At 56.1% G+C, this 26,542-nt stretch carries 19 protein-coding genes; 8 read left to right on the top strand and 11 right to left on the bottom strand.

Annotated elements, in window-relative coordinates:
• Positions 1-92 precede the first annotated feature (92 nt).
• The 3 genes from ACHZBF_RS03135 (at position 93) to ACHZBF_RS03125 (ending at position 3,881) form a co-directional block, all read left to right on the top strand.
• Positions 93-1,436 (top strand): DASS family sodium-coupled anion symporter, encoded by a 1,344-nt coding sequence (locus ACHZBF_RS03135; protein ID WP_037374840.1) that lies wholly within the window; start codon positions 93-95, stop codon positions 1,434-1,436.
• A 117-nt stretch (positions 1,437-1,553) separates the two neighbouring features.
• Complete coding sequence (locus ACHZBF_RS03130) at positions 1,554-2,990, top strand: cryptochrome/photolyase family protein (RefSeq protein ID WP_029132814.1); 1,437 nt, start codon at positions 1,554-1,556, stop codon at positions 2,988-2,990.
• Positions 2,991-3,431: 441 nt separating this feature from the next.
• On the top strand, positions 3,432-3,881 hold the full coding sequence (locus ACHZBF_RS03125; protein WP_029132815.1) for a hypothetical protein: 450 nt from the start codon (positions 3,432-3,434) through the stop codon (positions 3,879-3,881).
• Positions 3,882-4,018: 137 nt separating this feature from the next.
• On the opposite strand, the gene ACHZBF_RS03120 is transcribed toward ACHZBF_RS03125, so the two are convergent.
• The gene (locus ACHZBF_RS03120; RefSeq protein ID WP_321527655.1) at positions 4,019-6,115 is read right to left on the bottom strand and encodes a TIR domain-containing protein; all 2,097 of its coding nucleotides are present in this window, start codon (positions 6,113-6,115) and stop codon (positions 4,019-4,021) included.
• 370 nt (positions 6,116-6,485) lie between these two features.
• On the opposite strand from ACHZBF_RS03120, the gene ACHZBF_RS03115 reads away from it, so the two are divergent.
• The 3 genes from ACHZBF_RS03115 to ACHZBF_RS03105 all read left to right on the top strand — a co-directional run bounded on the left by ACHZBF_RS03115 (position 6,486) and on the right by ACHZBF_RS03105 (position 10,212).
• Positions 6,486-7,067 (top strand): hypothetical protein, encoded by a 582-nt coding sequence (locus ACHZBF_RS03115; protein ID WP_029132816.1) that lies wholly within the window; start codon positions 6,486-6,488, stop codon positions 7,065-7,067.
• Between the two features lie 15 nt (positions 7,068-7,082).
• Positions 7,083-7,622, top strand: coding sequence for a translation initiation factor 2 (locus ACHZBF_RS03110; RefSeq protein WP_321527654.1), 540 nt, complete (start codon positions 7,083-7,085; stop codon positions 7,620-7,622).
• 190 nt (positions 7,623-7,812) lie between these two features.
• Positions 7,813-10,212 (top strand): Lon protease family protein, encoded by a 2,400-nt coding sequence (locus ACHZBF_RS03105; RefSeq protein ID WP_321527653.1) that lies wholly within the window; start codon positions 7,813-7,815, stop codon positions 10,210-10,212.
• 107 nt (positions 10,213-10,319) lie between these two features.
• Here ACHZBF_RS03105 and proX read toward each other — a convergent pair whose 3' ends face one another.
• Genes proX through proV form a run of 3 tightly spaced genes read right to left on the bottom strand, consistent with a single transcriptional unit; the run spans position 10,320 to position 13,716 of the window.
• On the bottom strand, positions 10,320-11,333 hold the full coding sequence (gene proX, locus ACHZBF_RS03100; RefSeq protein ID WP_335342943.1) for a glycine betaine/L-proline ABC transporter substrate-binding protein ProX: 1,014 nt from the start codon (positions 11,331-11,333) through the stop codon (positions 10,320-10,322).
• Positions 11,334-11,375: 42 nt separating this feature from the next.
• Positions 11,376-12,506, bottom strand: coding sequence for a glycine betaine/L-proline ABC transporter permease ProW (gene proW / locus ACHZBF_RS03095; protein WP_321527652.1), 1,131 nt, complete (start codon positions 12,504-12,506; stop codon positions 11,376-11,378).
• A gap of 7 nt (positions 12,507-12,513) precedes the next feature.
• A complete protein-coding gene (gene proV / locus ACHZBF_RS03090; protein ID WP_029132820.1) occupies positions 12,514-13,716 on the bottom strand; it encodes a glycine betaine/L-proline ABC transporter ATP-binding protein ProV in 1,203 nt (400 codons plus the stop codon).
• Between the two features lie 554 nt (positions 13,717-14,270).
• Between proV and ACHZBF_RS03085 the strand changes: the two genes are divergently transcribed.
• A complete protein-coding gene (locus tag ACHZBF_RS03085) occupies positions 14,271-14,684 on the top strand; it encodes a HesB/IscA family protein (protein WP_321527651.1) in 414 nt (137 codons plus the stop codon).
• A complete protein-coding gene (locus tag ACHZBF_RS03080) occupies positions 14,675-15,928 on the top strand; it encodes an ATP-grasp domain-containing protein (RefSeq protein WP_321527650.1) in 1,254 nt (417 codons plus the stop codon). The genes ACHZBF_RS03085 and ACHZBF_RS03080 overlap by 10 nt, the downstream gene beginning before the upstream one ends.
• Before the next feature lie 11 nt (positions 15,929-15,939).
• On the opposite strand, the gene ACHZBF_RS03075 is transcribed toward ACHZBF_RS03080, so the two are convergent.
• The 7 genes from ACHZBF_RS03075 to ACHZBF_RS03045 form a co-directional block, all read right to left on the bottom strand.
• Positions 15,940-16,224: an oxidative damage protection protein gene (locus ACHZBF_RS03075; RefSeq protein WP_273437094.1), complete on the bottom strand. Its 285-nt coding sequence runs from the start codon at positions 16,222-16,224 to the stop codon at positions 15,940-15,942.
• Between the two features lie 24 nt (positions 16,225-16,248).
• Complete coding sequence (amrS, locus tag ACHZBF_RS03070) at positions 16,249-17,313, bottom strand: AmmeMemoRadiSam system radical SAM enzyme (protein ID WP_321527649.1); 1,065 nt, start codon at positions 17,311-17,313, stop codon at positions 16,249-16,251.
• A complete protein-coding gene (locus tag ACHZBF_RS03065; protein WP_321527648.1) occupies positions 17,282-18,178 on the bottom strand; it encodes a formyltransferase family protein in 897 nt (298 codons plus the stop codon). The genes amrS and ACHZBF_RS03065 overlap by 32 nt, the downstream gene beginning before the upstream one ends.
• A gap of 497 nt (positions 18,179-18,675) precedes the next feature.
• On the bottom strand, positions 18,676-19,242 hold the full coding sequence (locus tag ACHZBF_RS03060; RefSeq protein ID WP_321527647.1) for a hypothetical protein: 567 nt from the start codon (positions 19,240-19,242) through the stop codon (positions 18,676-18,678).
• 3 nt (positions 19,243-19,245) lie between these two features.
• A complete protein-coding gene (locus ACHZBF_RS03055) occupies positions 19,246-19,614 on the bottom strand; it encodes a hypothetical protein (RefSeq protein WP_321527646.1) in 369 nt (122 codons plus the stop codon).
• 353 nt (positions 19,615-19,967) lie between these two features.
• Positions 19,968-20,456 carry a hypothetical protein gene (locus tag ACHZBF_RS03050; RefSeq protein WP_321527645.1) on the bottom strand — a complete coding sequence of 163 codons (489 nt, stop codon included), beginning with the start codon at positions 20,454-20,456 and terminating at the stop codon, positions 19,968-19,970.
• A gap of 3 nt (positions 20,457-20,459) precedes the next feature.
• The gene (locus ACHZBF_RS03045; protein ID WP_321527644.1) at positions 20,460-26,525 is read right to left on the bottom strand and encodes a two-partner secretion domain-containing protein; all 6,066 of its coding nucleotides are present in this window, start codon (positions 26,523-26,525) and stop codon (positions 20,460-20,462) included.
• Positions 26,526-26,542 lie beyond the last annotated feature (17 nt).

Here is a 26,542-nt window from a genome sequence, read left to right as displayed (position 1 = left end):
GTCGCAACATGTGGACTCTATTCCCCTTAAAAACCATCTCCAATCACGGCACAATAGAACGATAACGAAAAAACAGATAACGGGAGAAGGACATGGATCAACGCTGGATCACGCTGGGTGGCGCAACCCTGATCGCCCTGGCGCTCTACTGGGGTGTCGATCTGGCAGAACCCCTGCGCATTGGCCTCTCCATCCTCGCCTTCATTGCCCTGCTCTGGGTCACCGAGACCTTCCACATCACCATTACCGCCCTGCTGATACCGATACTGGCGGTTGCCAGCGGGATCTTCGACACCACCGAGGCGCTGAAAAACTTCGCCCACCCCATCATCTTCCTGTTCATGGGCGGGTTTGCCCTGGCCGCTGCACTGCACCGCCAGCAGCTTGACGAGCGACTCGCTGGGCTGGTGATGCGTGCAGCCCACGGAGAGCTTTCGCGAGCCACGCTACTCATCTTCGTCACCACCGCCTTTGTCTCCATGTGGATATCCAACACCGCCACCACCGCCATGATGCTACCCCTGGCCCTCGGACTGCTGGCGGCCCAGCCCTACGAAACCCACCGCTCGACCTACTGGTACCTGCTGCTGGGCGTCGCCTACTCGGCCAATATAGGTGGCATCGGCACCCTGGTCGGCAGCCCGCCCAATGCGATTGCGGCAGCAGCCAGTGGCATCAGCTTCGTTGAATGGCTCAGCTTCGGACTACCGGTCGTCCTCGTCCTGCTGCCGCTGATGCTGCTGTTGCTGTGGCTGGTGTTCCGCCCCGACCTGACACTGCGACTGAAACCACCGGCCGGAACTCCGGATAATCGGCGCCTGACGCGGCAACAGAAGCTGACACTGGGCGTCTTCCTGCTCACCGTGCTGCTCTGGCTGACCAGCCGCCCCCTATCCCAATGGCTCGGAATTGACGCCAACTTTGACTCACTGGTGGCGATCATGGCAATCGTCCTGATCGCCGCCCTGCGGCTGGTGGAGTGGCGGGATATCGAGAATTCCGCAAACTGGGGTGTACTGCTGCTGTTTGGCGGTGGCCTCACCCTCTCCGCCCTGCTCAAGGAGACCGGCACCAGCGTATTCCTGGCCGAGGGGGCCGCCGGCCTGTTGCAGGGGGCACCGCTGCTTCTGCTCCTGCTGGTGATCGTGCTCTTCATGGTGATACTGACCGAGTTCGCCAGCAACACCGCCAGCAGCGCCCTGATGGTGCCGATCTTCGCCTCCATTGCCGAGGCGATGGGCATCTCCGCCACCATCATGGCGGTAGTCATTGCCATTGCCGCCTCCTGCGCCTTCATGTTGCCGGTGGCAACCCCGCCCAACGCCATCGTGTACGGTTCCGGTTACATCCCCCAGAGCCAGATGATGCGCGCAGGCATGGTGATGAATCTGGTGCTGGCCTGCCTGATCAGCCTGGTGACCTGGTGGATTATCTAGTCGGGGCGGACTAATAGGTCGCATTGTTATTTCCGCACCACTATCCCCATCAATTTTCAACAGATAGCGTCAAAAATGCCGGATGACAGCCGGCAAATAACACGAGAGACTATTCCAATGAGCAAAACCGGCACCGCACTGGTCTGGTTCCACAGGGATCTTCGCCTGACTGACAACCCGGCCCTAAGCACCGCAGTGGAGCAGTGCGCCCGGGTGATCCCACTTTACATACACGCACCTGAAGAGGAAGCTCCCTGGGTACCCGGCAGTGCCAGTAACTGGTGGCTGCATCAGAGCCTCCGGGCACTGCAATATGATCTGCGACGGTACGGATCAAACCTGATCATCGTCAAAGGGCCAACACTGGCGATACTTCAGTCTCTCGCTCATGAGACTGGGGCAACCCATCTGTTCTGGAACCGGCGCTATGAACCGGCGTTCATCGCACGGGACAGCCGGATCAAGCGCGAATTGACCGACTCAGGCCTCACCTGCCGCTCGTTCAATGGCAACCTGCTGAGTGAACCGGCCAGCATCCTGACCGGACAGGACACCCCTTACAAGGTATTCACCGCCTACTGGAAGGCGTGTCAAAAAAAGGCGCAAGCACTGACGCCACCCCTGTCCCACATCACCCGGATACCAACACCGCCACAAAATCATCCCAACCTCGACATCAACACGCTTGACCTGCTACCCAGGATAAAATGGTACGCGGGTATGGAAGCCACCTGGCAACCGGGAGAGCAAGGTGCCCTGGACAGATGGACCCGCTTCCTCCAGAACCGCCTTCCCGACTATGAAGATCAACGGGATTTCCCCGGTAGCGAAGGCACCTCGCGCCTTTCGCCCCACCTGCACTTTGGCGAGATCTCACCGCGGCAGATCCTCTGGAGTTTGCAACAGCAGTCTGATCAGTCACCGGTGCTGGGGCGTCATCTGGACCGTTTCACCAGCCAGCTCGGCTGGCGTGAATTCGCCCACTACACCCTCCACCACTTTCCCCACAGCGCCAATGAATCGCTCGACCGGCGCTTCGAAAAATCGGCCTGGCCTAAGGGTGAGGAGCAGGAGCAACTGCTCGGCCTATGGCAAAGGGGCGAGACTGGCATCCCGCTTGTGGATGCCGGCATGCGAGAACTCTGGCACACCGGTTGGATGCACAACCGGGTACGCATGATCGTCGCCTCGTTCCTGACCAAGAACCTGGGCATCCACTGGCGGGAAGGTGCCCGCTGGTTCTGGGACACCCTGGTGGATGCCGACCTGGCCAACAACAGCCTCGGCTGGCAGTGGACCGCCGGCTGCGGGGTTGACGCCGCCCCCTACTTCCGGGTCTTCAATCCGGCCAGGCAGGCCGAACACTTCGACGCCGGCGGCTATATCCAGCGCTGGTTGCCGGAGCTCAAAGGTGCCGACAAGGCCGTTCTGCACAACGGTCGCCTCGACACTGACGGCCCCATCGACTATCCCCGACCCATCGTTGACCTGAACCAGAGTCGGCGCGCTGCCCTGCAACGCTGGGAACGGATCAAACGATTGGAGCGGGGGTAGCTTTCTTTAAGCAAGTACCAGCCACCACACTCCCCAGGTCGATATCGATTACGAAACTGAACCGCCACTGGCGGATGACGCGGGAAAATTTCCATACAGAGATGTTTATTGTAGTGTCCCTCGCCCGCATAGCGGATCGCTCCGGCCAATGCCAAGACACACCAATCCCCTTTTCACCCCCTGATTAATATCGAAATATACGATATCAATTACGAATAAATATCGTTTGATAAATATCAGAACTCTCTTATATTTATAACTGATGGTTCTGATATCTCTTCGATGCCAACATCAGGAAGTACTTTCTCCAGATGATCGGAATGCGCTGTTCAGGACTGAATCTGCATAAACCGTGCGGATGGCCGGTTCAACCAGCACAGTCAAAGGTACCGATGAGAACAGATGACCAGTCTTTAAATCTGAATCAATCGCGAGGTTGTCATGAATGATCTAATCGCTAACTTTCCTCAGAGCGGGATTATTACGGTAAACCGGGTGATTCTGAAACCTGAATACAGTGTGGACGATCTGCAGGAGCGGGTAGCCGTGCTGTGTGAAAATGTAAAAACCTATCACTCTGACCAGGGTTTTGTGGGCGGTTTTGTGGCCCTTAACAGCGGCCAGATATCCAATGAGGGTTCTACCATCGGCCAGGCGGTGGATAGCGACCTGAAAGACCGGGAAGCCTTGATCGTGACCTTCTGGGACAGTTTCCAGGAACATGAGCGCTCGCACCGCAGCGACAGTTTTCAGCCACTGTTTCAACAGGTGCTGGAACTTTGCGAAAACGGCAACGAGGAGATCGTCTATTCGATGCTCTGGTCCGGCAAGGCATACAATCCGGATGAGGTTAAGGCGGCACGTGAGGCAAAAGCGCGTTATTCGGCTTGAATGTCCCTTTTCATTTTTCAATGATTCTTTCTGCGCAAACGGGAACCTTTTCTGCTTGAGCGGTATTTAAGGGGCGGTCATCTTCGCAGAAGTTCACAGACCATTTCTGCTTCACGAGTCTATCACGCCGCTCATTCTTATTGCTGACGGTACGCGACCAGTTCAAAGGTATCCGTATTCATCCGTTGTCCCGAAGCGGCCGTGGTGGTGCGCACCATCTTCACATAACGCTTGATCTCCGCCGCATACCAGATGTTGTATTGTATCCGCACCGGTTCTGAATCCCTTTCCGTTTGGCTGCCGGAGGCGGTCCGAGCGCTCCATATCTCCAGTTTTATCGCATCGAAAGTACCCGCGGGTACGGTCACTGATTCGTGTCCCTCCACCTCTCCGGTACTGTACCATTTGGTCCAGAAATTATTGGTATCGGGCGTGGGGATTCCCTTCCAGCTCGACTTGGAGTCAACACCACCAAAGGCGGCCAGGTAAGGACTGAACTCGGTACCGAGTATGGGCGATTGGGTCATATAGGCAACTGGCCCGCGTACATGCCGCTGAGCCAGTGTCTTGCGCGACTCGGCCTCAACCTGTGATAGCAGCTCTTCTACTGCGTCGGAATTCACCGAAAGTGCTGACACCTCAATGGTGCGCCTTGGCGAAGACGCCCATTGCCCACGCACTCGATAGGTCCACCGGTCACGCACATTGGGCAGTCTGCTATTGACCAGAGCCTTGGGTTCGGGCTTGGCTGGAATGACCTCCGGGGCGGCGGGTGCCGCTACCGGTGACTCGGGCACCACCACCAGGCTATCCGTAATACTGCGGTCTGCCCCCCGGGCCACTATTTTGAAAGTCGTTCGCTCTTTGAGGCGAACAGTCACACAACCACTCTGCGGATTATTCAGGCGACCCGGCCGCGGTGTGATAGTGACGCGCTCCGCATTGGCGACCCGGTAGCAGAGTTCGGCCGCACTGCCGCTCACCTTGCTGGTGAAATTGAGAATCTTTGGTGCTGGCGGAGGGCTGGCTTTCGGCGGCTCCGGTGGCGGCTTGGCGGGTGGTGGAGTGGACTCCACTATTGGCGTACTGGGTACGGGTAAGGTTTTTTCCACCACTTTGCCGGTCAACAAAATGGTAATGGGAGTGTCATCAACCCGCCCAATACTCAACTCGATATTCAACGGACCCGCACGCCGTGGTTCAAAACGCAACCCGACCACACAGCTTTCGTCTGGTACCAGTTTATCGGGACACCGGTTATCGAGGGTGATATCTGCCGCTTCAACGCCCCCAATCCGAGGAGCAGCCAGATCGGCATCACCACTGTTGGTCAGCGTGATACTGGCCATACCGGATGCACCCAGGGTAATGGTACCGTAATCAATCCGATGCGGTTGGACATCCAGTCGGCCAACCAGCTGCACGGGTTCAGGCTCAGTCTCCAGTGAGGGAGCAGGTTCAGGCTCGGCTACAGGTTCTGGCTCTGGTGCGCTTGTAGCTTCAGGCTCCGGTTCGGCCCCGGACAGTTGTGCCGACTCCGGCTTGTGTTCCAATGCGGCAATTGGCACCTCGGCAGGTCGGGTAATCGGTGCAACGGGTGTAGCAGTGAAGGTCTCTTCCGGCATCAGCCAGCGGGTTGCCACCCAGGCCCCTGCCAGGGCCACGCCAACCAGGCCGACCGCCAGCCACGGCCCCCAACGCTTGGCGTGCGATCGGGATGAATCTTCCTGACCGGTGGTGGTAGTAACTTGTGGTGTTACTGTCGAGGTGTCCGGAAAATAAATTTTATCCAGTGCCTCAATCAGGTTACCGGTACTTGCCTCCCACTGTTTATGACTGATCTCGATGGCCTGCCGACGACTCAGAGAAGACAACTCATCGGGCAGTTCATCCACTCGCGGCATCTGCGCGCCTTCCAGCAGTACCGGAACAACACGGATATCCCGTTTAAGTGCCGTAGAGGTCTCGAGACGAATAAAGTCGTTGGGATCATCCAGCCTGCGGCGGCCACTGCCGTCAGCGATACCCGTCCATTCGTTGCCGATCAGCACGATCAACACTTTGCAGGAGGTCACGGCACGTTCTATGGCGTCGACAAAATCGGTACCGGGAGCGATCCCCTCCACGTCCATGAAGACCCGTTCGGCACCAAAGTGCGCCGCAAGCCTGTCGTACAATCTGCCGGCATAGCCGGCAGAGTCTTCACGTCGATAGCTGATAAAAATTCCGTCCAATATTCAGCTCTCCTGAGGTTCTGCCAACGGGATGCCCGCCATCAACACGCGGCTGCGTAACCGCCTTGCCTATTAAGCATAGAAGATGCCAAAGGGGATTTAAGGAAACAGGGATGAATTAATGTTATCCAGCCCATAACCACACATTGAATATGGAAAACAGTGTATAAAAAAATCTATCAAAGGTTCGCTTTGTTTGATCACGGAGCAAGATCGGCATAAGCCATTTTAAAGCACCGAAAAGCCACATATATGGAAGACCGGCGACACCAATAAAAACAGCGATTCAGGTGTGGTCCTATCAGGATTCTCTGGCAACCGCGACCCCGTTTCGATATGCTTTGACTAATATCAAACGGACAATCGATCTATGGCTGAACAGAAGACCAATAACAGCCCGGGCGGTGACGACACCATTCTGCAGCAGCAGTTCATGCGCGCTGTCAGCTCATTCGAAGGCATTATTCTCAGCCAGATTGATATCAAGAACCGGCTGGCCGATCGCCTCAATTACAGCATACGTACCGGTTTGGTTATCCTTGGCCTGATTGCCGCATCGATACTCATTCTGCTACTCACACTCTCCTCCCAGATCACCCGCATCTCTGCCGTGGTCACTGAAATGAACCACGACTTTACCTCGGTGACAACACAGATGACCGCCATCAAGCAGGCGGTAGGCTCAATGGAAAAACAAGTCGCACTGCTGCAACAGATGGACAGCCATACCCGAACCATGGACCAGGAAATGGCCGTTATTGCAACAGATCTGACCACCATGCGCGGATCAGTGGAGCAGATCAGCGGCAATCTCACCACTGTCAGGAGCAATGTGGACAACATCTCCCAGATCATCAGCCAGATGGATCTTGAGGTTTATGGTCTCGGACAGGAGGTGCACCGGATGGGTCAGCCGGCGCGCAGCATGAACCGGATGATCCCACTCCCCTGATTCAGGAGCAGTACAATGGCAGACGATCCAAGACGCGTATTGGTTGAGGTGGTTGCCCGGCTCGGGCGGGAGACCCAGCTGCACCTGGATGAGCGGCATCGCCACTTCTGGATCACCAACGTCGTCACCATTGTCATCTCCCTGTTGCTGGTGGTGCTCGCGGTGATCAATGTTTACTACGTCAAGGTGCTGCACGGAGACCTGAATGGCATCGTCTACAACATGGGCTCGATGCATACCAACCTGCGGCAGATAACCGGTGATATGACGGGGATCGCCGGGCATGTTCAGATCATCGGCAACAGTATCCAATACATGGACAGTATCAATACGCACACCGCGGGCATATCCCGGCATCTGCCGGAGATCGCCGCCTCCATGGCCGGCATGGTGGTTGAAGTGGATGCTATCAGCCAGGACATGGAGCTGATGAAACAGGGCATGCTCAATATCGAGCAACGGACGGGCCACATGACCGGCAATGTTTCGATCATGCGGGAGAATGTGCGGCAAATGTCCCGCCCCATGGGTGTCATGAACCCATTTCTTCCCTGATTACTGGAATGGCTCCGGTTACCACCCTTCGCCTGTGAGTGGGTGTGTTACATTATTCGCAACTATTCAGCTATTCCGATTAACCCTTTGTGGGATGCGCAGACTGTAGTGATGCGGTTCGTTTCACTCACCACGTCCTACCGGTGGACGACATTCAACGGACCAACCGACAAGCCAGGAGTCACCGGACATGTTGTTGAAGCCAGCAGAGCTTTATCACAATTGCAAGACAGAACTGTTTACCTTTGAAACCACCGCCGAGCTGGAGCATCTGGCGGAAACCATCGGGCAGGAGCGGGTGCTTGAATCGATCCGTTTTGGTGTCGGCATGCCCCACTCCGGTTACAACCTGTATGTCATGGGCTCCAACGGACTGGGCCGTCATACCCTGGTCCGTGAGGCGCTGATCAAACAGTCGATGGAGGCCCCCACGCCACTGGACTGGTGCTACGTCGCCAATTACCAGCATCCACACAACCCCACTACACTGGGCATTCCTCCAGGCATGGGCAGCAGCCTGCGCCACGACATGGCACAGTTGATCGACAACCTGATCAAGGCGATACCCGCCGCCTTCCGCGGTGATGAGTACCAGCGCCAGGCCCGGGAGATTCAGGACGAGTTCAGCATGCGTGAAAACGTTATGGTGCAACGTTTGAGAGAAAAGGCCGAGAGCCTGAATATCCGGCTGATGCAGGGTCCTACCGGATTCACCCTGGCCCCGCATAAAGAGGGAAAAATGCTCACGCCGGAGGAGTTCAACCATCTGCCGGAAGCAGAACAGAAACAGCTGGGCAACGCCATGGAGGAGATGAAACAGGAGCTGAAGGAGACCATGAGCCACGTGCCGGAGTGGCAGCGCGAGATGCAGCAGCAGTTCAGTCGCCTGAACCGGGAGACCATGGAACTGACCGTGACCGAATTCATCAATGAACTGGAGGAGCGCTACCGGAGCAACGCCAAGATCAGCGCCTATCTCGCCCAGACCAAGCAGGACATTATTGAAAACGTCGACATGTTTCGTCAGGCTGGAGAGTCTGAGGAGAAGAACTTCACTTCGCAGGACCCTGAATTCACCCGCTATCGAATCAATGTACTGGTGGACAATGCCGAAACACAGGGCGCACCGGTTATCTTTGAAGACAATCCCACCTACCAGAATCTGTTGGGGCGCATCGAACACCTGGCCCGCTATGGCACCCTGCAGACCGATTTCACCCTGATCAAGCTGGGCGCCCTGCACCGGGCCAACGGTGGCTACCTGATCCTGGATGCCGAAAAGGTTCTCACCAACCCGTTTGCCTGGGATGGCCTGAAGCGAGCCATCCGCTCCCGCGAGATTCGTATTGAATCACTGGAGCGACAGTTGAGTCTGATCAGCACGATTTCACTGGAACCTGAAACCATTCCGATGGATCTGAAGGTGGTGTTGATCGGCAGCCGGATGCTCTTCTATCTGCTGAAACAGTATGACCCGGAGTTCGGACTGCTGTTCAAGGTGTCGGCGGACTTCTCGGAACAGCTCTCCCGGGAAGATGAAAACGAGCTGCTCTACGCCCGGCTCATTGCCACACTGCAGAAGCGCGAAGGAATCCGGGTCATCACCCGTGATGGCGTGGCACGCATTATCGAACAGCTGGTCCGGCTAGCCAACCACAACGACAAGATCTCCCTCAAGCTGAGCAGCCTGCTCGATCTGTTGCAGGAATCCAATTATCGCGCCGAGCAGCGGGGTGGCAGCCGTATTCGCCGGATCGACGTGGACGCCGCCATCCAGGCGCAGATCTTCCGGGGCAATCAGTACCAGCAACAGCTGCAGGAGGCCATTCTGAACGGCACCCTGCGTATCGAAACCAGTGGGGTACAGCTGGCCCAGATCAATGGCCTCTCCTATCTGCAACTGGGCGATCACGCCTTTGGAGCCCCCACGCGCATCAGCGCCACGGCTCGCATGGGCGGGGGTGAATTTATCGACATCGAGCGGGAAACCAAACAGGGCGGTCCCATTCACTCCAAGGGAGTGATGATTCTCTCCTCCTATCTTGGGCAACGCTATGCAAAAAACCAGCTCCTCTCGGTAACCGCCAGCCTGGTATTTGAACAGACCTATGGTGAAATCGAGGGTGACAGCGCCTCCGCGGCTGAACTCTGCGTCCTGCTATCGGCGATTGGCGATATCCCCTTGAGGCAATCCATGGCGATTACCGGCTCCATCAATCAACACGGGCAGATGCAGGCAATTGGCGGTGTCTGCCAGAAGATCGAGGGATTTTTCGATATCTGCAAGGCACGCGGGCTGAACAAACAGCACGGCGTGATCATTCCCTCTTCCAACATAAAAGACCTGATGCTGAAGGAGGAGATTCTCGAAGCGGCCGAAGCGGGTATTTTCAATGTCCACGCGGTGGATCATGTGGAGCAGGCGATGGAATTGCTAACTGGTCTGCCGGCGGGCGTACCCGATGAAGATGGACTGTTTCCAGAGGGCAGCATCAATTACCTGATTCAACTCAAGCTCGCCGAATGGATCGCCCTGCGCCTGCACTACGCAGGCAATACCCTCCAGCAGGGTGGAACAGCCGAGCAGTGAATACTGCGACACACCTGGTGACGTAGTTTTCCCACTAAACCCAATACGGATACGGCAATAAAAAAGGGGCCCCAAGGGCCCCTATGGATATACATCGATATATTCGATTACATGGCGGCTTTCTTCGCCTCGGCAATCCAGCCATCAAACGTCGCCTGATGCCCCTTGATCCAGGCGTCCGCATGGCGTTCGACATCGGCGGCGCTCTTTTCACCGTCACGCATGCGCAGGTTCTGCGCACTGATGTCGTTATTGCTCAACTGCATAATGGAAAAAAGTTTCGCGGCCGCCGGATTGGCCTCTGCCCAGGCGCGATTGGCAATAATGCGCTGGGTGTTGGCCTGGAAACCATAGTTGCTGCCATCCGGCAGGCTGGTGTCCACATTTTCACGCGCACCGGGAAGACTGGAGAACGGCACCTGCAGCCAGACCACGTCCTTGCCCGGCACCAGCACACCACTCACCCAGTAGGGCGTCCAGGTGTAGTAAAAGATGGAGTCACCCTGTTTGTAACGGGCAATGGTGTCGGCAATGATGGCGCCGTAGGAGCCCTGGTTATGGACCACGGTATCACGCAGCCCATAGGCGTCCAGGTGATGTTCAATGACCTTTTCGCAGCCCCAGCCCGGGTTACAACCGGCCAGATCCGCCTTGCCATCACCGTTGCTGTCGAACAGTTTGGCGATTTTCGGGTCCTTCAACTGGGCAACATTTTTGATGCCGTATTTGTCGGCGGTCTTTTTGTCGATCAGGTAACCCTGCAACGCACCACCGGAGTAGACCCCTTCACGGTAGAGCTTTTCGTCGCCACCGGCCTTGTTGTAGAAATCCACATGTAGCGGATCCCAGTGATCCGCCAGGAAAGTGGCGTCGCCATTGGCGATAGCGATATGTCCGGCGGCGTATTCGATCTCCTTGATCGGCTTCACCTCGTAACCCAGTGCTTCCAGCGCCTTCATCACCACCAGGGTCTGGAAGGTCTCTTCGGCAATGGAACTCTTCAGCGGTTGAACCTCTACGCCTTTGCCCGGCAGATCTGCTGCCAGAGTGGTTCCGCCAAGACAGAGCACCGCTGCTGCGGTGGTCAGTTGTAGCATCCTCTTCAATTTATTCAGTCTCATAATCTTCCTCATTGTTCTTAACTCTAGGTACTCCGCCAAGCCCTACTGCGGGTTGGCTTGTGACTTGTTACCGGACTTGCGCAGGCCCATGACAAAACCCAGCGGCCCGGTCTGATACCAGCGTGCCGCCGGCTGCTTGCGCTCCTGCTCACCCATCGCCTGGGTGATGCGATCGAGGACGATGGCCAGCAGCACGATGCCGACACCACCGACGGCCGCCAGTCCCATATCAAGCCTGCCGATACCGCGCAGCACCATCTGTCCCAGTCCACCCACGGCGATCATGGAGGCGATCACCACCATGGAGAGGGCAAGCATCAGGGTCTGGTTCACACCCGCCATAATCGTGGGCATGGCCAGTGGCAGCTGTACCTTGAACAGCAGTTGGCGGGGTGACGCACCAAATGAGCGGGACGCTTCCACCAGGTCAGCCGGCACCTGCCGGATGCCCAGGTTGGTGAGCCTGATCAGCGGCGGCAGGGCAAAGATAATGGTCACCACCACACCCGGCACATTGCCGATGCCGAACAGCATCACCACCGGTACCAGATAGACAAAAGCGGGGGTGGTCTGCATCGCGTCCAGAATTGGTCGCAGGGTGGATTCAGCCCGGTCACTGCGGGCAAGCATGATGCCGGTCGGCAGACCGAACAGAATGCAGAAAAAGACCGAGGTCAGCACCAGCGCCAGGGTTACCATCGCTTCCGGCCAGGCACCGATAAGGCCGACAAATGCCAGAGAGCCTACCGTCGCCAACGCCAGGCGTCGGCCACTCACCTGCCAGGCAATCAGACCGAAAAGGATGATCATGACAATGGATGGCACTGCCAGCAGGGCGGATTCGATTCCAGTTAGGGTGGCATCAATCGGCCAGCGCACCGCCTGAAAAGCCGGACGGAAATTATCCACCAGCCACTCCAGTCCCTGATCCACCCAGATATCCAGTGGGATCAGTTTCTGGGCAAAGGGGTCGAGCCAGTTGAAAGCATCTTCGGGTAGTGGCGCCTGCTGCGTATCCAGCCAGTTGGCCGTCGGCTCTTGGGGTGCCTGGGCACCCGTCCCCCAGGGATTGGCCGCGGGCGCGGCAGCGGATGTATCGGGTGTGGGCGTACCGACGACGTTGTCACTGCTTCCGGAGGCGGCCCAGGGATTACTGCTGTTCTCACTGCTCATAATTCAATCACCTGGCCTGCCTGTCCAAAGTTTCCAGCATGGTGGCCTTGCTCACCGTGCCGATATAACGCCCGTCGCTGGATATCACGGGCAGTCCGTAGCCGTGTTGGGCCAGCGGACCAAACAGGTCGCCCAGCGAAGCATCCTGCTGTACCGTTTCAACCGACGGTATGAAGGCATTCTTCAGGTGCGGGTCATCGTTTTGCAGCTCTTGTTTCAGGGAATCAACCGAGACAATCCCGGCAAAGCGCCGTCCCCGATCAATCACATAGCCGTACTCCCTATCATGCTGCCGTAATCGTTCCAGTGCCGCCCGCGCACCAATACCACCATGCTCAATCACAGTGACCTGGGTCTTGCGTGCGATATCACCGGCGGTAAACACCGTTGAAACATCCACCCCGCGGAAGAAGGAGCGCACATAGTCATCGGCCGGGTTGCGCAGGATCTCATCTGGCGACCCCACCTGTACCACGCGACCGCCCTCCATGATGGCGATGCGATCACCGATGCGGATGGCTTCATCCAGATCGTGGGAAATAAATATAATGGTGCGTTGACGGGTCTCCTGCAGATTGAGCAGCTCATCCTGCATTTCGGAGCGAATCAGCGGATCAAGCGCGGAGAACGCCTCATCCATCAGCAGCACGGAAGGATCGTTGGCCAGCGCCCTGGCCAGGCCGACCCGCTGCTGCATCCCGCCGGAAAGTTCATGCGGAAAACTCTCGCCCCAGGCATCCAGTCCCACTTGCTGCAACGCCTCTTCGGCCCGTTGCAGACGTTCATTCAACGGAGTACCACCCAGTTCCAGCCCAAATGCGGCATTCTGCAATACCGTCAGGTGCGGCATCAGCGCAAACGACTGGAACACCATGCTCATGTCCCTGCGCCGCAGATCGCGCAGTTCTTCATCCGTCATGGAGGCGATATCCCGGCCATCCACCAGCACCTCACCCGCCGTGGGCTCAATCAGCCGGTTGAGCAGGCGCACCATGGTCGATTTGCCGGAGCCGGACAGCCCCATGACGACAAATATCTCGCCCTCCTTGACATCGAAGGAGGCGTTATTAACACCCACCGCATGACCGGTCTTTTCAAAAACGGTCTCTTTATCCACACCCTGCCTGGCCAGACGAAGCGCTTCCTTCGGGTTTTTTCCAAAGATCTTGAATAGATTCTTTACTTGAACCTTGACAGGCGATTGCTGCATATAGTTATCACTTTCCGGATGAGGTGGCTGCTTGGTTCACAACCTGTCACTTGCCCGCGGATAGAGAGCCAAGCGATTGAATTGATTAGTGGACTATGTTGATTCCACGTGCTGTACCACTTAAACAAAATATGCTGTGTATCAAAATTGATTTAACAGGAATGTACACAGCAACAATATATAACATATTGATTATTATTCATTTTAAATAATTTCATTCAATATGAATAATTTAGAATACTAACAATTATTGCGCTATGTCGTCAAATGCGTGGCTGGTTAATAATAAGAATACCATCGCATTCAAATGATCTGCGTTGGCCGTCAACGCCCGTTAATCACGGACACGGCAACGCGGTGTGCACATAGAAAACCTGCCACAAGAATAATCACCACCCCCCAGGATCGGGAAGCCTCAACAGAGTGAGCGAAAACAGCAGCCGAAACCCGGTTGTATGCAGCCGAATTCGTGCTAGCTTGTAACCTATACACCGATCCATGGTCATACCAGGCAAGTTAGTTATGTTCTTAAATATCCGCGCAGGAGATTAATTATGGGTTTATTTCAACGGGAAAGAACCGAAGAGAAGGCCTCGTTCAGTCACCAGATCACCGATGAGGTACGTGTGACACCGGAGGCAAGGGATCAGCTGATCCAGTTGGTCCAGAATGAGGAAGACATCGTCGGCATACGCATCTTCATTTATGGCGGGGGTTGTAGCGGTATGAATTATGGCCTGACCTTCGTGGAGAGTCCCCAGGAGATCGACTGCGTCCTGGAGCAGGATGGACTGAAGATCTTTGTCGATCCGGTGGCCTTGGGCGTTCTGGAAGGGGTCGAGGTGGATTATCAGACGCAAGGGCTCAACAGCAGCATTGTATTCCGCAATGTGTTCCAGAACATCGGCGGGAGCGGCGGCTGCGGCGGCTGCGGTGCCTCCGGGGGTGGCGGCGGGGGTTGTGCCTGAACCTGACGCAGATGCAGTCCCGGTTGTTGCTGATCAGCCCGGGCCAGAGCTATCGCCTGGCCCCCTATCTGAAGGCGGCAGAACGGCTGGGTGTATCACTGACCATTGTTTCCGACAGCCGCTATTCACTGACCCGTGAAGTGGCCGACGGCATTCAGGGCGACTTTACAGAACCCTCGGCACTACTCGATGCCATCATCGCCCAGGCGCAGACCACCCCGTTCAGTGGAGTGGTCGCAAGTGACGACAGCACCGTGGAACTGGCGGCACGAATCGCCACCCGCCTGGGGCTGCCCACCAACTCCATCGCCTCCGCCACCCTCAGCCACCGAAAGGACCTGGCACGCAGACAGCTGCAGGCCGCGGGACTGCCCGTGCCGGAGCATTGGCAGCTGGACCTTGCCCGGGAGATCGCGCCCCAGTTGCAGGGACTCCCCTACCCCGTGGTGCTGAAACCGGTCAGTCTCTCCGCCAGTCGCGGCGTGATCCGCGCCAACGATCCGGATGAAGCGGCCCAGGCGTGTCGGACCATCGCCCGGATTATTGCGCCGCTAAGCAACCCCATTGAACGCCAGACCCTGCTGATCGAGCGCTACCTGCCGGGTCAGGAGGTCGCCCTGGAGGGACTCCTGCAACAAGGGGTATTCACACTGCTGGCCCTGTTTGACAAACCAGACCCGCTCACCGGGCCCTATTTTGAGGAGACCTATTACATCACCCCCTCGCGACTCCCTGAGGCGATCCAGCAGCGCATCAGGCAGACGGTAGCGGATGCCTGTCGTGTCTATGGGTTGCACCAGGGGCCGGTGCATGCAGAGCTTAGAATTGATGGAAATCAGGTATGGATTCTGGAAATCGCCTCCCGCACCATCGGCGGGGAGTGCAGCAGGAGCCTGGATGCGGTTCTGGCACGCCCCCTGGAAGAGTATGTACTGGCCGCCGCGATGGGTAACCCGCTGCCTGTCGAACGGCGGTCGGGGGCATCGGGCGTACTAATGATCCCCATCCCCCGCGCCGGTGTCCTGCGTCGTATCAACGGCGTACAGGAGATCAGGACACTGCCACACATTACCGATATCCGTATCAGTATGGAGTCCGGACAGGTCGTTGAGACCCTGCCGGAAGCATCCAGTTATCTCGGCTTTATCTACAGCGCCGCCGACACGCCGCAAGCTGCGGAGCAGGCCCTGCGCAACGCCCATTGCGCGCTGGAGATTACTATCGATCCCCTGCTGAATAACTGAAAACGGTCCCGCTACTTCTTACCGCCACCGGCACGATAGCCTGCCGGGAGCTGACCATAATCGCCCTCCCCAAACAGAAAACCGAGCATATGCTGCTCAATCAGTGACAGATTTTTTGGATCAGCGGTGCTCAGGCCGTTTTCATTGACGATTATCACCAGACGATCAAGCCACTGCCGCCAACCCTCCCTGGAGACATTCTCATAGATTCGCTTGCCCAGTTCACCCGGATGCGGTGGCTTGTCCAATCCCTCTGCCTTGCGTTTGAGCACCACACATTCAACCATTCGTTTCATAGTCAATTACCCTGTACCAAAAGACTACTCATACTTTTTCAACAGCACACCCTCCTCTCCGCAACAGGAGGCGCTGCACTTTTTCACCGCATTCAGCTGCAGCGATTTTTCCGGAAAATAGGCCTGAAGGGGTTTGTTCTCCTTGGCGCAGTCACAGCCGGTATCCGCATAGACATAGGCATTTTTCAACCCCGCCCGTTGCGCTTCCGCATGCGCCTGCCACAAGGTCTCCACGGGAGTCTGCGGAATATGTGACAACTTGTAGGCAGGAAAGAAGCGGGTAATGTGCCAGGGGCTCTCTTCACCCAGGTGATCACGCACCCAACAGGCGATGCGGTAAAGCTCTTCCCTGTCGTCATTCTTGCCCGGGATCACGTTGGTTCTCGTCTCCACATGAATCCCCAGTTCCTGGGCCATTTCTATGGCACTGAGCACCTGCTCGACCCGAGCGGTGGGACAGATCTCGTGATAGAAATCATCCCGCAGGCTCTTGATGTCGGAACAGAGCACATCGATATGCGGGGCCACCCGAACCAGCGCCTCCGGGGTGATGAAGCTGTTGCTGACATAGACGGTATAGAGTCCGGCCTGATGCGCCAGCGGAGCCACATCCAGTATGTACTCCAACCAGACCGCCGGTTCCGAGTAAGTAAAGGCGATCCCCTCCACACCCTCACGCAGGGCCGCCTGGACCAGTTCGTCCGGGGTGATAAAGGCCTCGGTGGAAGCCCCTCTGGCCAGTTCATCCAGAGCCGTCACGCCCCAGGAGATTTCCAGATTGTGGCAGCCGCCGCAACGAAAACTGCAGCCGTAGCTGCCTACCGAGAGCACCCGGGTACCCGGTCGAAAATGGCGCACCGGTTTGGCCTCGATAGGATTGACATCGATCGACGAGAGGATGCCGTAAGAGAGGTTATACAGAGTACCATTGCGGTTGACATGAGCCTGACAGAATCCGCGCTGCCCATGACTCAGCTTACAGCGCCAGGAGCAGAGTCCACAGCGGACCGTGCCGCCAGGTAGCTGTTCCTGCAGGCAGGTTTCAACCAGTTGGTAATTATCCACGGGAATTTTGATCGGACGACTCACCACCCCTCCTCGTTAAGACGCGCAGCACCACACTACCATCATAGCAGTGAATCAGCCGCTCACCCGGCAGAGGTTGTGCCGAGTGACCGCTCGCGGCAAGCGACGCGTCCTGAATCGGATCGCGACCGGCGTGCGTCTCCAGGAAGGGGACGCCCAAACCCCTGACCCCCTTCACGAATCGCACTACCCGTCGAGCGGACCAGTCGGGGTCAATCGCGAAGTCCTCCGGCCGGGGATGGCCCTGCCGGCTACCCGACTCCGCATCCTGCTTGGACTCATTGGACCAACCCTTGCTGTAGTTTTCCAGATACGCCAGAAACAGCCCCACCCCGCAACGCCCCACACGCCGACAGATCTCCATATAGTCCGGAAAATCAGTCAGCGCAAAACTGCATTGATCGATTACAGGGCCAAGATCGAGCAACCGGTTCATTCGATGCAGGGTCACCCCGATACTGGCCTGCCCATCGCGCAGTTGCCAAAAAATGGGATTAACACCGCGATAATCCGGCAACAACGAGGGATGGATATTCAGCCAGCCGAGCGGCACACCCTCCAGCAGTGCCGGTGATATCCGGTGCGGATAGCAGGAGACCAGCACCCGCTCCGGACGGTCGATCTGGACAATCTGCTGCAGTTGCTGTGATGATCCGCTGGTTGCCGCAATGCCGTGCGCGGCAGCCAGCTCCAACACCCCGGCTTGATCTTCCGCTGTGATCAGCGGCGGCAGACGCCCGTCCACTCCTAATCCACCACTGTCCGGACCATCGATAAACAGCATATCGGGGGGCGCATTACTCTCCAGCAGCGCCGCTAGGGAGGCAGCGGATTGAGCCGAACGGCTCCCGACAAACAGCAGTTTCATGGGCATGTATCTCTTTGTAGACGAGAAAATCCAGACAGCGTACTCACCAGTCCAAAAAATAACCCTTTTCGTATCCCGCCAGTTTTAAGAATAGATACAAAACGCTCACGCTGTCCAACAACTAATCTTTACTTCAGACTCGGGGCATCCATCCTGTTTAAGGCAAGCGGGTCATCGGCACTGGTAGGGACTCTCGCTATCGAGGTTGTCACCATCCGAAGTCGATTTTATGTATACCGTCGACCCAGGATAGGCAGCACATAGCGCGTTGCGCATACTGTAGATACCCGCACCTTGCGCGATCAAGTTGAATTCAGTAGCGACCGGTCTCCCCTGCTTATCGACAGCACTTAACTTATAGACGCCTGATGTTGTCAGACAGCCTGTCAACAGGGTTGTTAACGTTACACCTACAAAGACTCTTCTCATCTGATTTCCCTTTCATTTTTGTGTTACCAAAGCGCACCCGTTAACAAGCACGCCACTTTCAATTCCGATCAGTACAAACCCTGTTTGGCGCAGTTTTTTTTGACGACAGTCACAAGGCGAATCGTTACAGGCCTACTCATTACGGCAAACACTCGGGAGTGTGGATTTTTGTAGCCTTCCGGATTGCACGCTGACGGGTTCACGGCGTGTTCCAAGCAGTATTGATAGTCCGTTTTAATTTTGCAGTACCAGCTGTTCAGTCTGCGTTCAACGCTGGGGGTGGGAATTTTTGCGTTGGGTTGGCAGGCGGGGTAATATTTTCGTTCAGGATACATCTGACATGATTCTTTGACACTTCCCCAACGATCTATATAACCACTCTTTTCCATACAAGCATTTTCTAAAAAAAATTTATTTAATTGTTCTTCATCTTTTTTGAGATCAAAAGCAAATTCATAAACTTTCACTGTAGGGTTGACAGAAGGCACGCCACATTCTAACAAGGATTTCTTGATATCAAGTTCAGTTGCACCATGCTTAGTCCAACGTTTATATTCAGGAGCAACTGGTTGAAATGGTTTAGCACAGGCAGAAAGTAATACCACGATAATAATGATAAATATATCTTTCATCATTTATTAATTCCTATTTTTATTTGGTTGAATATTCGAAGTCGGAGCTTTGCCATATCTATCCTTACACCCTCTACTAGCATCTCCAGTCCCATAACAACTATGTACCGTTGGTGCATCGCCAAACAGCCTTAGCGTTTCAGTCAATGCACTGCTCCCAGCAGGACGATTATCATAGGTCGCCGGGTTTTTCCCGATTAAAGTCCCGACAAAATCATCCGCGTGATTTTGCAACTCCACACCTGAACTGAAACCATCGCTCAATCTATCCAGCCTGTTAGCCGCCTCCTGGGCGCTGTAGGCCGGCCCAACAAACTTGATGTCGGTATCCAGCAGGCTTCCCCTCGAACCCGGTTCTGCTTCGAGTGCTTCCATCGCGTTCCCGATCGTCATCGCACCCCGGCTGTGTCCCACAAGAGTGAGGCCACTTTCACCATACCGACGCATGACATCAATCACTTCCGCGGAGGATCTGGATATTCCGAGCGCGGAACTCTCCAGGTAATGTGGAATAAACCATCTGTTGGATTTCCCGTTCCGCCTCGACGCTCCTCTGCATACTCCCTGCGTCCTGTTTTTGTGCCGCCCTACGGGCCTTATCCACATCACGGTCAAGCAGCGCGCCCCCGTTAACAAGCACGCCATTTTCTAATCAGATAAGTACAAACCCCGTTTGGCGCAGGTTTTTTTGACGACAGTCACAAAGCGAATCGTTACAGGCCTATTCATTACGGCAAACACTCGGGAGGTGGATTTTTGTAGCCATCTGGATTGCACGCCGGCGGATTCACGGCATGTTTCAGGCAGTATTGATAGTCCGTTTTGATTTTGCAGTACCAGCTGTTCAGTCTGCGCTCAACGCTGGGTGTGGGGATTATTGCGTTGGGTTGGCAGGCAGGTAATAACGTACGCTCCGGATACTTCAAGCAACTTTTTTCCGCAGTTGTATGTCTATCAGTATATCCAGCTGATTCCATACACCTATTTGTCATTATGTAATGATTTAATTGCTCATCATCATCTTTGAGATCATATGCGAAATTGTACATCTGAACAGTTGGATCTGGAGATGGTTTACCGCATTCCAGCATTGCCTTCTTAACTTCTAGTTCACCTGCATCGGGCTTTGACCAGAATGTATAACCTGGCGCCACTGGCTGAAATGGCTTGGCACACGATGAAAGAAAAATCACTAAAAAAACTAATATTTTCTTCATGATTTACTCTAGTATATTTATGTCTGCTTGGATGTTAATTGTTGGTGCTTTACCATAATCATCATTGCACATATCGCTCGCACTGCCGGTCCCATAACAACTATGCACAGTGGGCGCATCGCCAAACAGCCTTAGCGTTTCAGTCAATGCACTGCTCCCAGCAGGACGATTATCATAGGTCGCCGGGTTTTTCCCGATTAAAGTCCCGACAAAATCATCCGCGTGATTTTGCAACTCCACACCTGAACTGAAACCATCGCTCAATCTATCCAGCCTGTTAGCCGCCTCCTGGGCGCTGTAGGCCGGCCCAACAAACTTGATGTCGGTATCCAGCAGGCTTCCCCTCGAACCCGGTTCTGCTTCGAGTGCTTCCATCGCGTTCCCGATCGTCATCGCACCCCGGCTGTGTCCCACAAGAGTGAGGCCACTTTCACCATACCGACGCATGACATCAATCACTTCCGCGGAGGATCTGGATATTCCGAGCGCGGAACTCTCCAGGTAGTATTGATAGCCCGCTACCAGGACCTCAGACACTGCATTGTTCGCCTCGGGGAAGTAAATCATATACACCGGATCGCCCACGGGCGCCTCACTCATTTGCACTGCATAGCTGCCTGCTGCCGCTTCGTCGTTAAAAATACCATTGGGAAACACGATTACCTTGCCATCCCTGCCCGGCTTAAGATTGCGTTTTTCCGTTTCGGAGAGCAGTCTCAGTTCCGGATTTCCTGTTTTCGGATCAATGAGCGGTTGCCCCGCCTCATTACGTAATATTTCGTAAAAGGGGTGCTCCTTGATAAATATTGTACGATAGGTCTCATCGGTAAATTTCACCGCCGTGGTGTAGACCATCTGTTTGATTTCCCGCTCTGCCTCGACGCTCCTCTGCAGATTCTCTGCATCCTGCTTGCGTGCCGCGCTATGGGTTTTGTCTGCATCACGATCAAGCAGGGTGATGGTTTGCCCGATTGTCAGGCTGGTACGTTCAAGCTGTCCGGCCTCATTGGTGATATGAACTTCGCCATTGCTGACGATGCTGCGGCTCTCTCCACGTGAGCTGTTATCCAGTTCGGAATCAAGCTGAGTTTTGGTAATAATGGCCTTGGCAATACCGTACTTGCCCTGGGTCAGCATGTCGCTGCTTAGGCTGTATCCATCCGACTTGGCGCTGGCGGTCGCAATATTTTCAAGATCCGATGCCGTGAGTGTACCGGTCGTGAAGCGATTTCCTGCTCCCTTGACGGCCTCACCACTGGCTGCCAGCATGCCGCCAACAAGCCGGGTATTACCCTGGACATTCACATCAAAGCCGCCTTCGCCCGCACGGACCCCGGACTGTTCCCTAACGCTGGCATATACTGCACGGGCATTCGTTTTGCTGCTGTTAATGCCGGCGCTGAATATTCCTGGGCCCACCGACAGATTACCGCTGCTGTCCCGCTGTTTGCTGTCGTAGTGACTTTGATCCTGCAGGCTTTCGATATGGAGGTTGCCACCAATGTTGGCAATGACCTGTTTCCCCTCCAGCGTGGCACCTTCGATCCTGGTCTCTTTGCCAGAACGGATGTTCGCCGTTTCACCGGCGATGACGCGGGTATTGGTATGAGTAAGATCACTGGCATCGGTATAGCCATGAGTGCGTGAAGCGGAGGCGGTCACCGCCAGTCCCGCACCATCGTTACCCAGGCCGAGGCTGACGCCCAGACTGGCGCTACTGCTCTTGTTGTTGTCATTCCGGGTGTAGCTGTTTTGTGCGGACAGGAGATCAATCCCACGCTCGGTATCAAGCATGATATTCCGTCCCGCACTGATCGAACCGCCACGTACGAGGATAGATGATTCCGTCTCGTCACCTGCTGCCGCCAGGGTGATATCACTACCCGCTTGGACAGTGGAGCTGGCAACATTGGTGGTCTCGATTCGGCTGGAGCTCCGGCTTTTGCTACTACCTACACTGATGTTGAGACTGACGCCCCCAACCTTATCAATGGCCGTGGTATCACGCGCTCCGGAAGTGCCGTCCGGCTGGGTCTCACCGGTTTTGATCTGGCCTTCACGGCCATTGATGGTGCTGCCCTGCCCGGCCTTGACCTGGTCGTAGGCGTCCTTGGCCGCCAGCGTAGCTGTGGCGGCGGCAAGCATCTGCAGGCGCGGGTCATCGGTGCGCTGCGCGGACTTATACATCTGGTGTACTGTCTGCGCCGTATCAATAGCGGGATTGGAGAGACTCAAGGTCAGGCCCGACTGTTTGAAGCGGCTTTCAGTACGGGTGGTCATGCTATCCTGTGCTTCGACAATCTCGATATCCCTGGCGGTTATATTCACGCTTCCTGTCGGTGCCAGCAGGTCACTGCCGCGTTGGCTGAAGTTGGTGCCAGATGTTAGCGTTATATCGCCCTCGATACTGCCAACTGTGCTCGCAATAGCCATGCTGGATTGTTGATCCAGTTCATCACTGATCTCTCGTTTGCCCAGGGTGATACCAAAACCGCTGGTCATCAGTCCCGATTTTCTCTCCTGGTGATAGCCGTAACTGGACGTCGTCTGTTCACCGCTCCGGATGACGATGTCCCTGTCGGCACCCAGGGTAACATCACCGGTACCGACAATCTGTGAACCGGTGATAGTGATATCCTGTCCGGCCTGCAGATTGATCTGATCGGCACTCAGGGTACTGCCCTCCACGCGGCGAACGGTGGAGCGGCTCTCGTCGATGGTCTGTTTGGAGGAGAAGAGCCCGCTCTTGGCGATATATTGGCGGCGATTCCACACTTGCTCATCCACACCGGCGTTGATGTGGATGTCACCTCCGGCATTCACCGCCAACGCCCCGGCGCTGCGCAACGTGGCGGCACGGCCATTGATATCGGCTTCTGCCTGCATCACCAAATCCCCGGCAGTCTCGATCAACGCACCCTCTTCCCGGGTCTGGCCTTCAGTCAGGTAACTACGCGCATCCCAGACAATGGCCTCACGCTTCCGCGTGACCGTGGTGTTGAGGTTGATCTGGTTTTCAGCCATGAGCATGGTGGCGCTTCCTGCTCCACTATTGGTGACATGGGCCGTAGTGAGATTGATATCACGACCGGCAGCGGCCGTGAGGATGCCGTCTGGGTTCATCACCTGGAGCGTGCCGATACCATCCAGATGCAGCCGCTCAAACCGGCTCGCACCGATCCGGTTGACGCTTTCACGAGTAGCAGCTGCCACCGAGATATCACGCCCGGCCTGCAGGACAAGGCGGTTCTCCGCCCGCATCCGGCCGGCGCTGTTGCTGATATCCCGCTCAGCCGACAAGGCTAAGGTTTCCGCGGCGACTGTGCCCCGTCGGTTGTTGATATTGGACGCATCCAGGCTCAGGGACCGGTCGGCTAACAGGGTACCTTCATTCAGCAGATCACCCCTCAGATCAAGCACGGCATGCTGTCCACCCAGCAGGGCACCCTGTCCATTCAGATCCCCCGCTTCGAGCACGGCATAAAGCTGCGGCACCAGAACCGGCTGACGACTGCCATCCGCCAACATCACCTCCTGTTCCACCAGCCAGACAATATCGCTGGTGAGCTGGGCCATCTGTTCGGCACTGAGTGCGATACCCGGCTTCAGATCATAATCCAGGGCAAAGCTGATACCGGCGTTCATCAGCGCCTTGTACTGCTCTTCATCACTCTGATAACCGGCCAGATAACGTAGACCGGTTAGCTGAGTTATCTGCTGCTGGATCAGACGCTGTTCGTAGAAGCCGTCACCAAGACGCTTCTGTGTGGCGGCGGGATCCAGCTGGAGCTGATCCAGCATGTAATCGGAGCTGAGCCATTGCCGGTAACCGGCAAAGCGGGGATCCGTTTCGATCAGCCGCTGATGTGCCGGTTCAGGATGGACCTGGAACAGTCCGCTGTTCGGGAGCTGGATCAATCCGCCACCGGTGCTACTGCCCGCCACAGTCAGGGCATCGATCAGGGTACCACTGCCCGGTTCGCCGGCATGCTCTTCAAAACGCGCTATCGGGAGAGTGATACTGGTGATAGTATCTGCTGGGGCGTAGGGCGTGTGTGGCGTCTCGCGCCGGCACTTGCTTTTACCGAGGGAACCGCAATATTCGATCCAACTAAACCACACTTCACCGCGGTCTTCTACCCGCCGCTCCAGCACTCCTTCACGATTCTCCAGGCTACCAAGATCTGCATTCAGTGTGCCACCAGCCAGAATATGACTTTTGTCGTTAATCAGCTCGTCCACCTCTAGGATCATGTCACCACCGGCAAGCAATCTGGCGGGATCACTGCCGGTCATCACCTCCTCGGAAATATTTCGCAGAAAATCATAGGCGTAGTAGTCCTCAGGGTTTATCCACTGCTGTTCAAAATGGGGCTCATCCACCAGCACCGACAGTTCTTCTTTGGTGAAGTGGGCGTTGTTGTTGTGGAGCTCCCTTGTAGCAACATGCAACTGACTCAGTGCTTCGATAGTGGCGCTCTGATTAGTGATGATACTTGCCTTGCCGGCGGCTTGATCCAGTTCGTCCAGATTGCCTCCGATATGCAGATCACCCGCACTTAACAGCAGGGCACCTTCACGGTTGATCAGCTCCGTGGTACCGATATCCAACCGGTTTCTGGCGGCAACCGTGGCCGCACTGCCGTTGGATTCCCGGTTTGTAAACTGCCGGGTAGCAATAGCGAGCTGATCACCATACAGGCGACCACTGCCGATGTTGTCGAGCCGGTCGGACTGGATCCGCGTGGTGACGCCATCCACAAGTCCACGGTTAACCAGCTGCTCTGTTGCGATGAGTTTGGTTGCATTGGCGCTGATCACGCCGGCCTCCCGGTTGTCGATCTGATCAGCATGCAGATTGACCTCCTCCAGTGCCTGGATTCGTCCATTGTTGATCAGGGTCCCCGCCCGCAAGGTCAGGATCCTGTCGGAATGGATCAGGCTGGCGCTGTTATCCACGGCATCCACTGTCAGTGTGAGATCATCCAGCGACAGGATCGTGCCCGCACGGTTGTCCACCCCCACGGCGTCGATCGACAGGCCGGCGGCCGATTCTATCTGTTGTTGATTGACCAGCTTGCCATTGGCGGTAATGACAAGATCGCCCACCGATGTGCCGATCAGGCCGGCATTATGCACCCCAACGCCCTGCTCCGTACCGACCAGCAGAATCTTTCCCGCATACATGCCGCCTAACGCCTTGACGTCGATGGCAAATGCCGGGGACGCGCCGGCGACGGCATGGACACCGCGTAAACTGCCTTCAACAGTGACATCATTGGCACCGGTGACCAGATTGAGATTTTGTGCCCAGATACCCGCATTGACCGTCACGGCCCGGGCAATCAGATCGGTGTAATCCACGCCACGACTATCCAGTCCCTGACCCTCAATAGCAATCTCCCCGCTCCGCACACCAAATCCGGCCAGCGCACCCTGATCAAACTGGGGACTGCCGGTGGTCAGGGTCGCGCGGTTGGCATTGATGAAGCCGCAACCGGAGCAGGTGATGCCAGCGGGGTTGGCCACGATCACCTGTGCGCGGTCACCCGCCACCTCGACAAAGCCACGCAGATAGGAGGGATCGGCCGCATTGACTTCGTTGAGTATGATCCGCGCACTGCCGCCGGCCAGATTGGGATTGCCGTTGACCCATCCCGCCAGCTCAGTCTTGACCGGCACCCGGGCGTTATTCAGGACCACCCCCTGTGAGTCCACATCGAAACGCGTGTAGTGGTTATGGGAGAGGCCTGACCCATCCGGCGGCTGGATATTAATCTGCGGCGTGCCGTTGGCCGCGTGGGTGACAGTCGGCCGCTTCGCTGCCGGGGCGGTTCCATCAGCAACGATATCGGCCTGGGACAGTGGGACATGAACCATTCCCAAGATCGTGAACAGTGCAAAATTGACCGGCCGCAGAGTGCAGAGAAAACGTCTAACCGCGCTTGCGCCACCATTAGCATTCACCACGGGAGAGGCTGAGCTGCCGCAGGATCTGACGATCTCCGCAACCGCCATCCAGGTGCCACGGGCCTTGTTGAAAATGATTCGATAACGGTGCTTATTCATCCCTGTTCACCTCTGAT

The organism is Sedimenticola selenatireducens (assembly GCF_963675335.2).
Classification (GTDB): Bacteria; Pseudomonadota; Gammaproteobacteria; order Chromatiales; family Chromatiaceae; genus Sedimenticola; species Sedimenticola selenatireducens.
The sequence above is the reverse complement of the archived record's forward strand: the minus strand, read 5'-3'. Positions and strand labels throughout refer to the sequence as shown.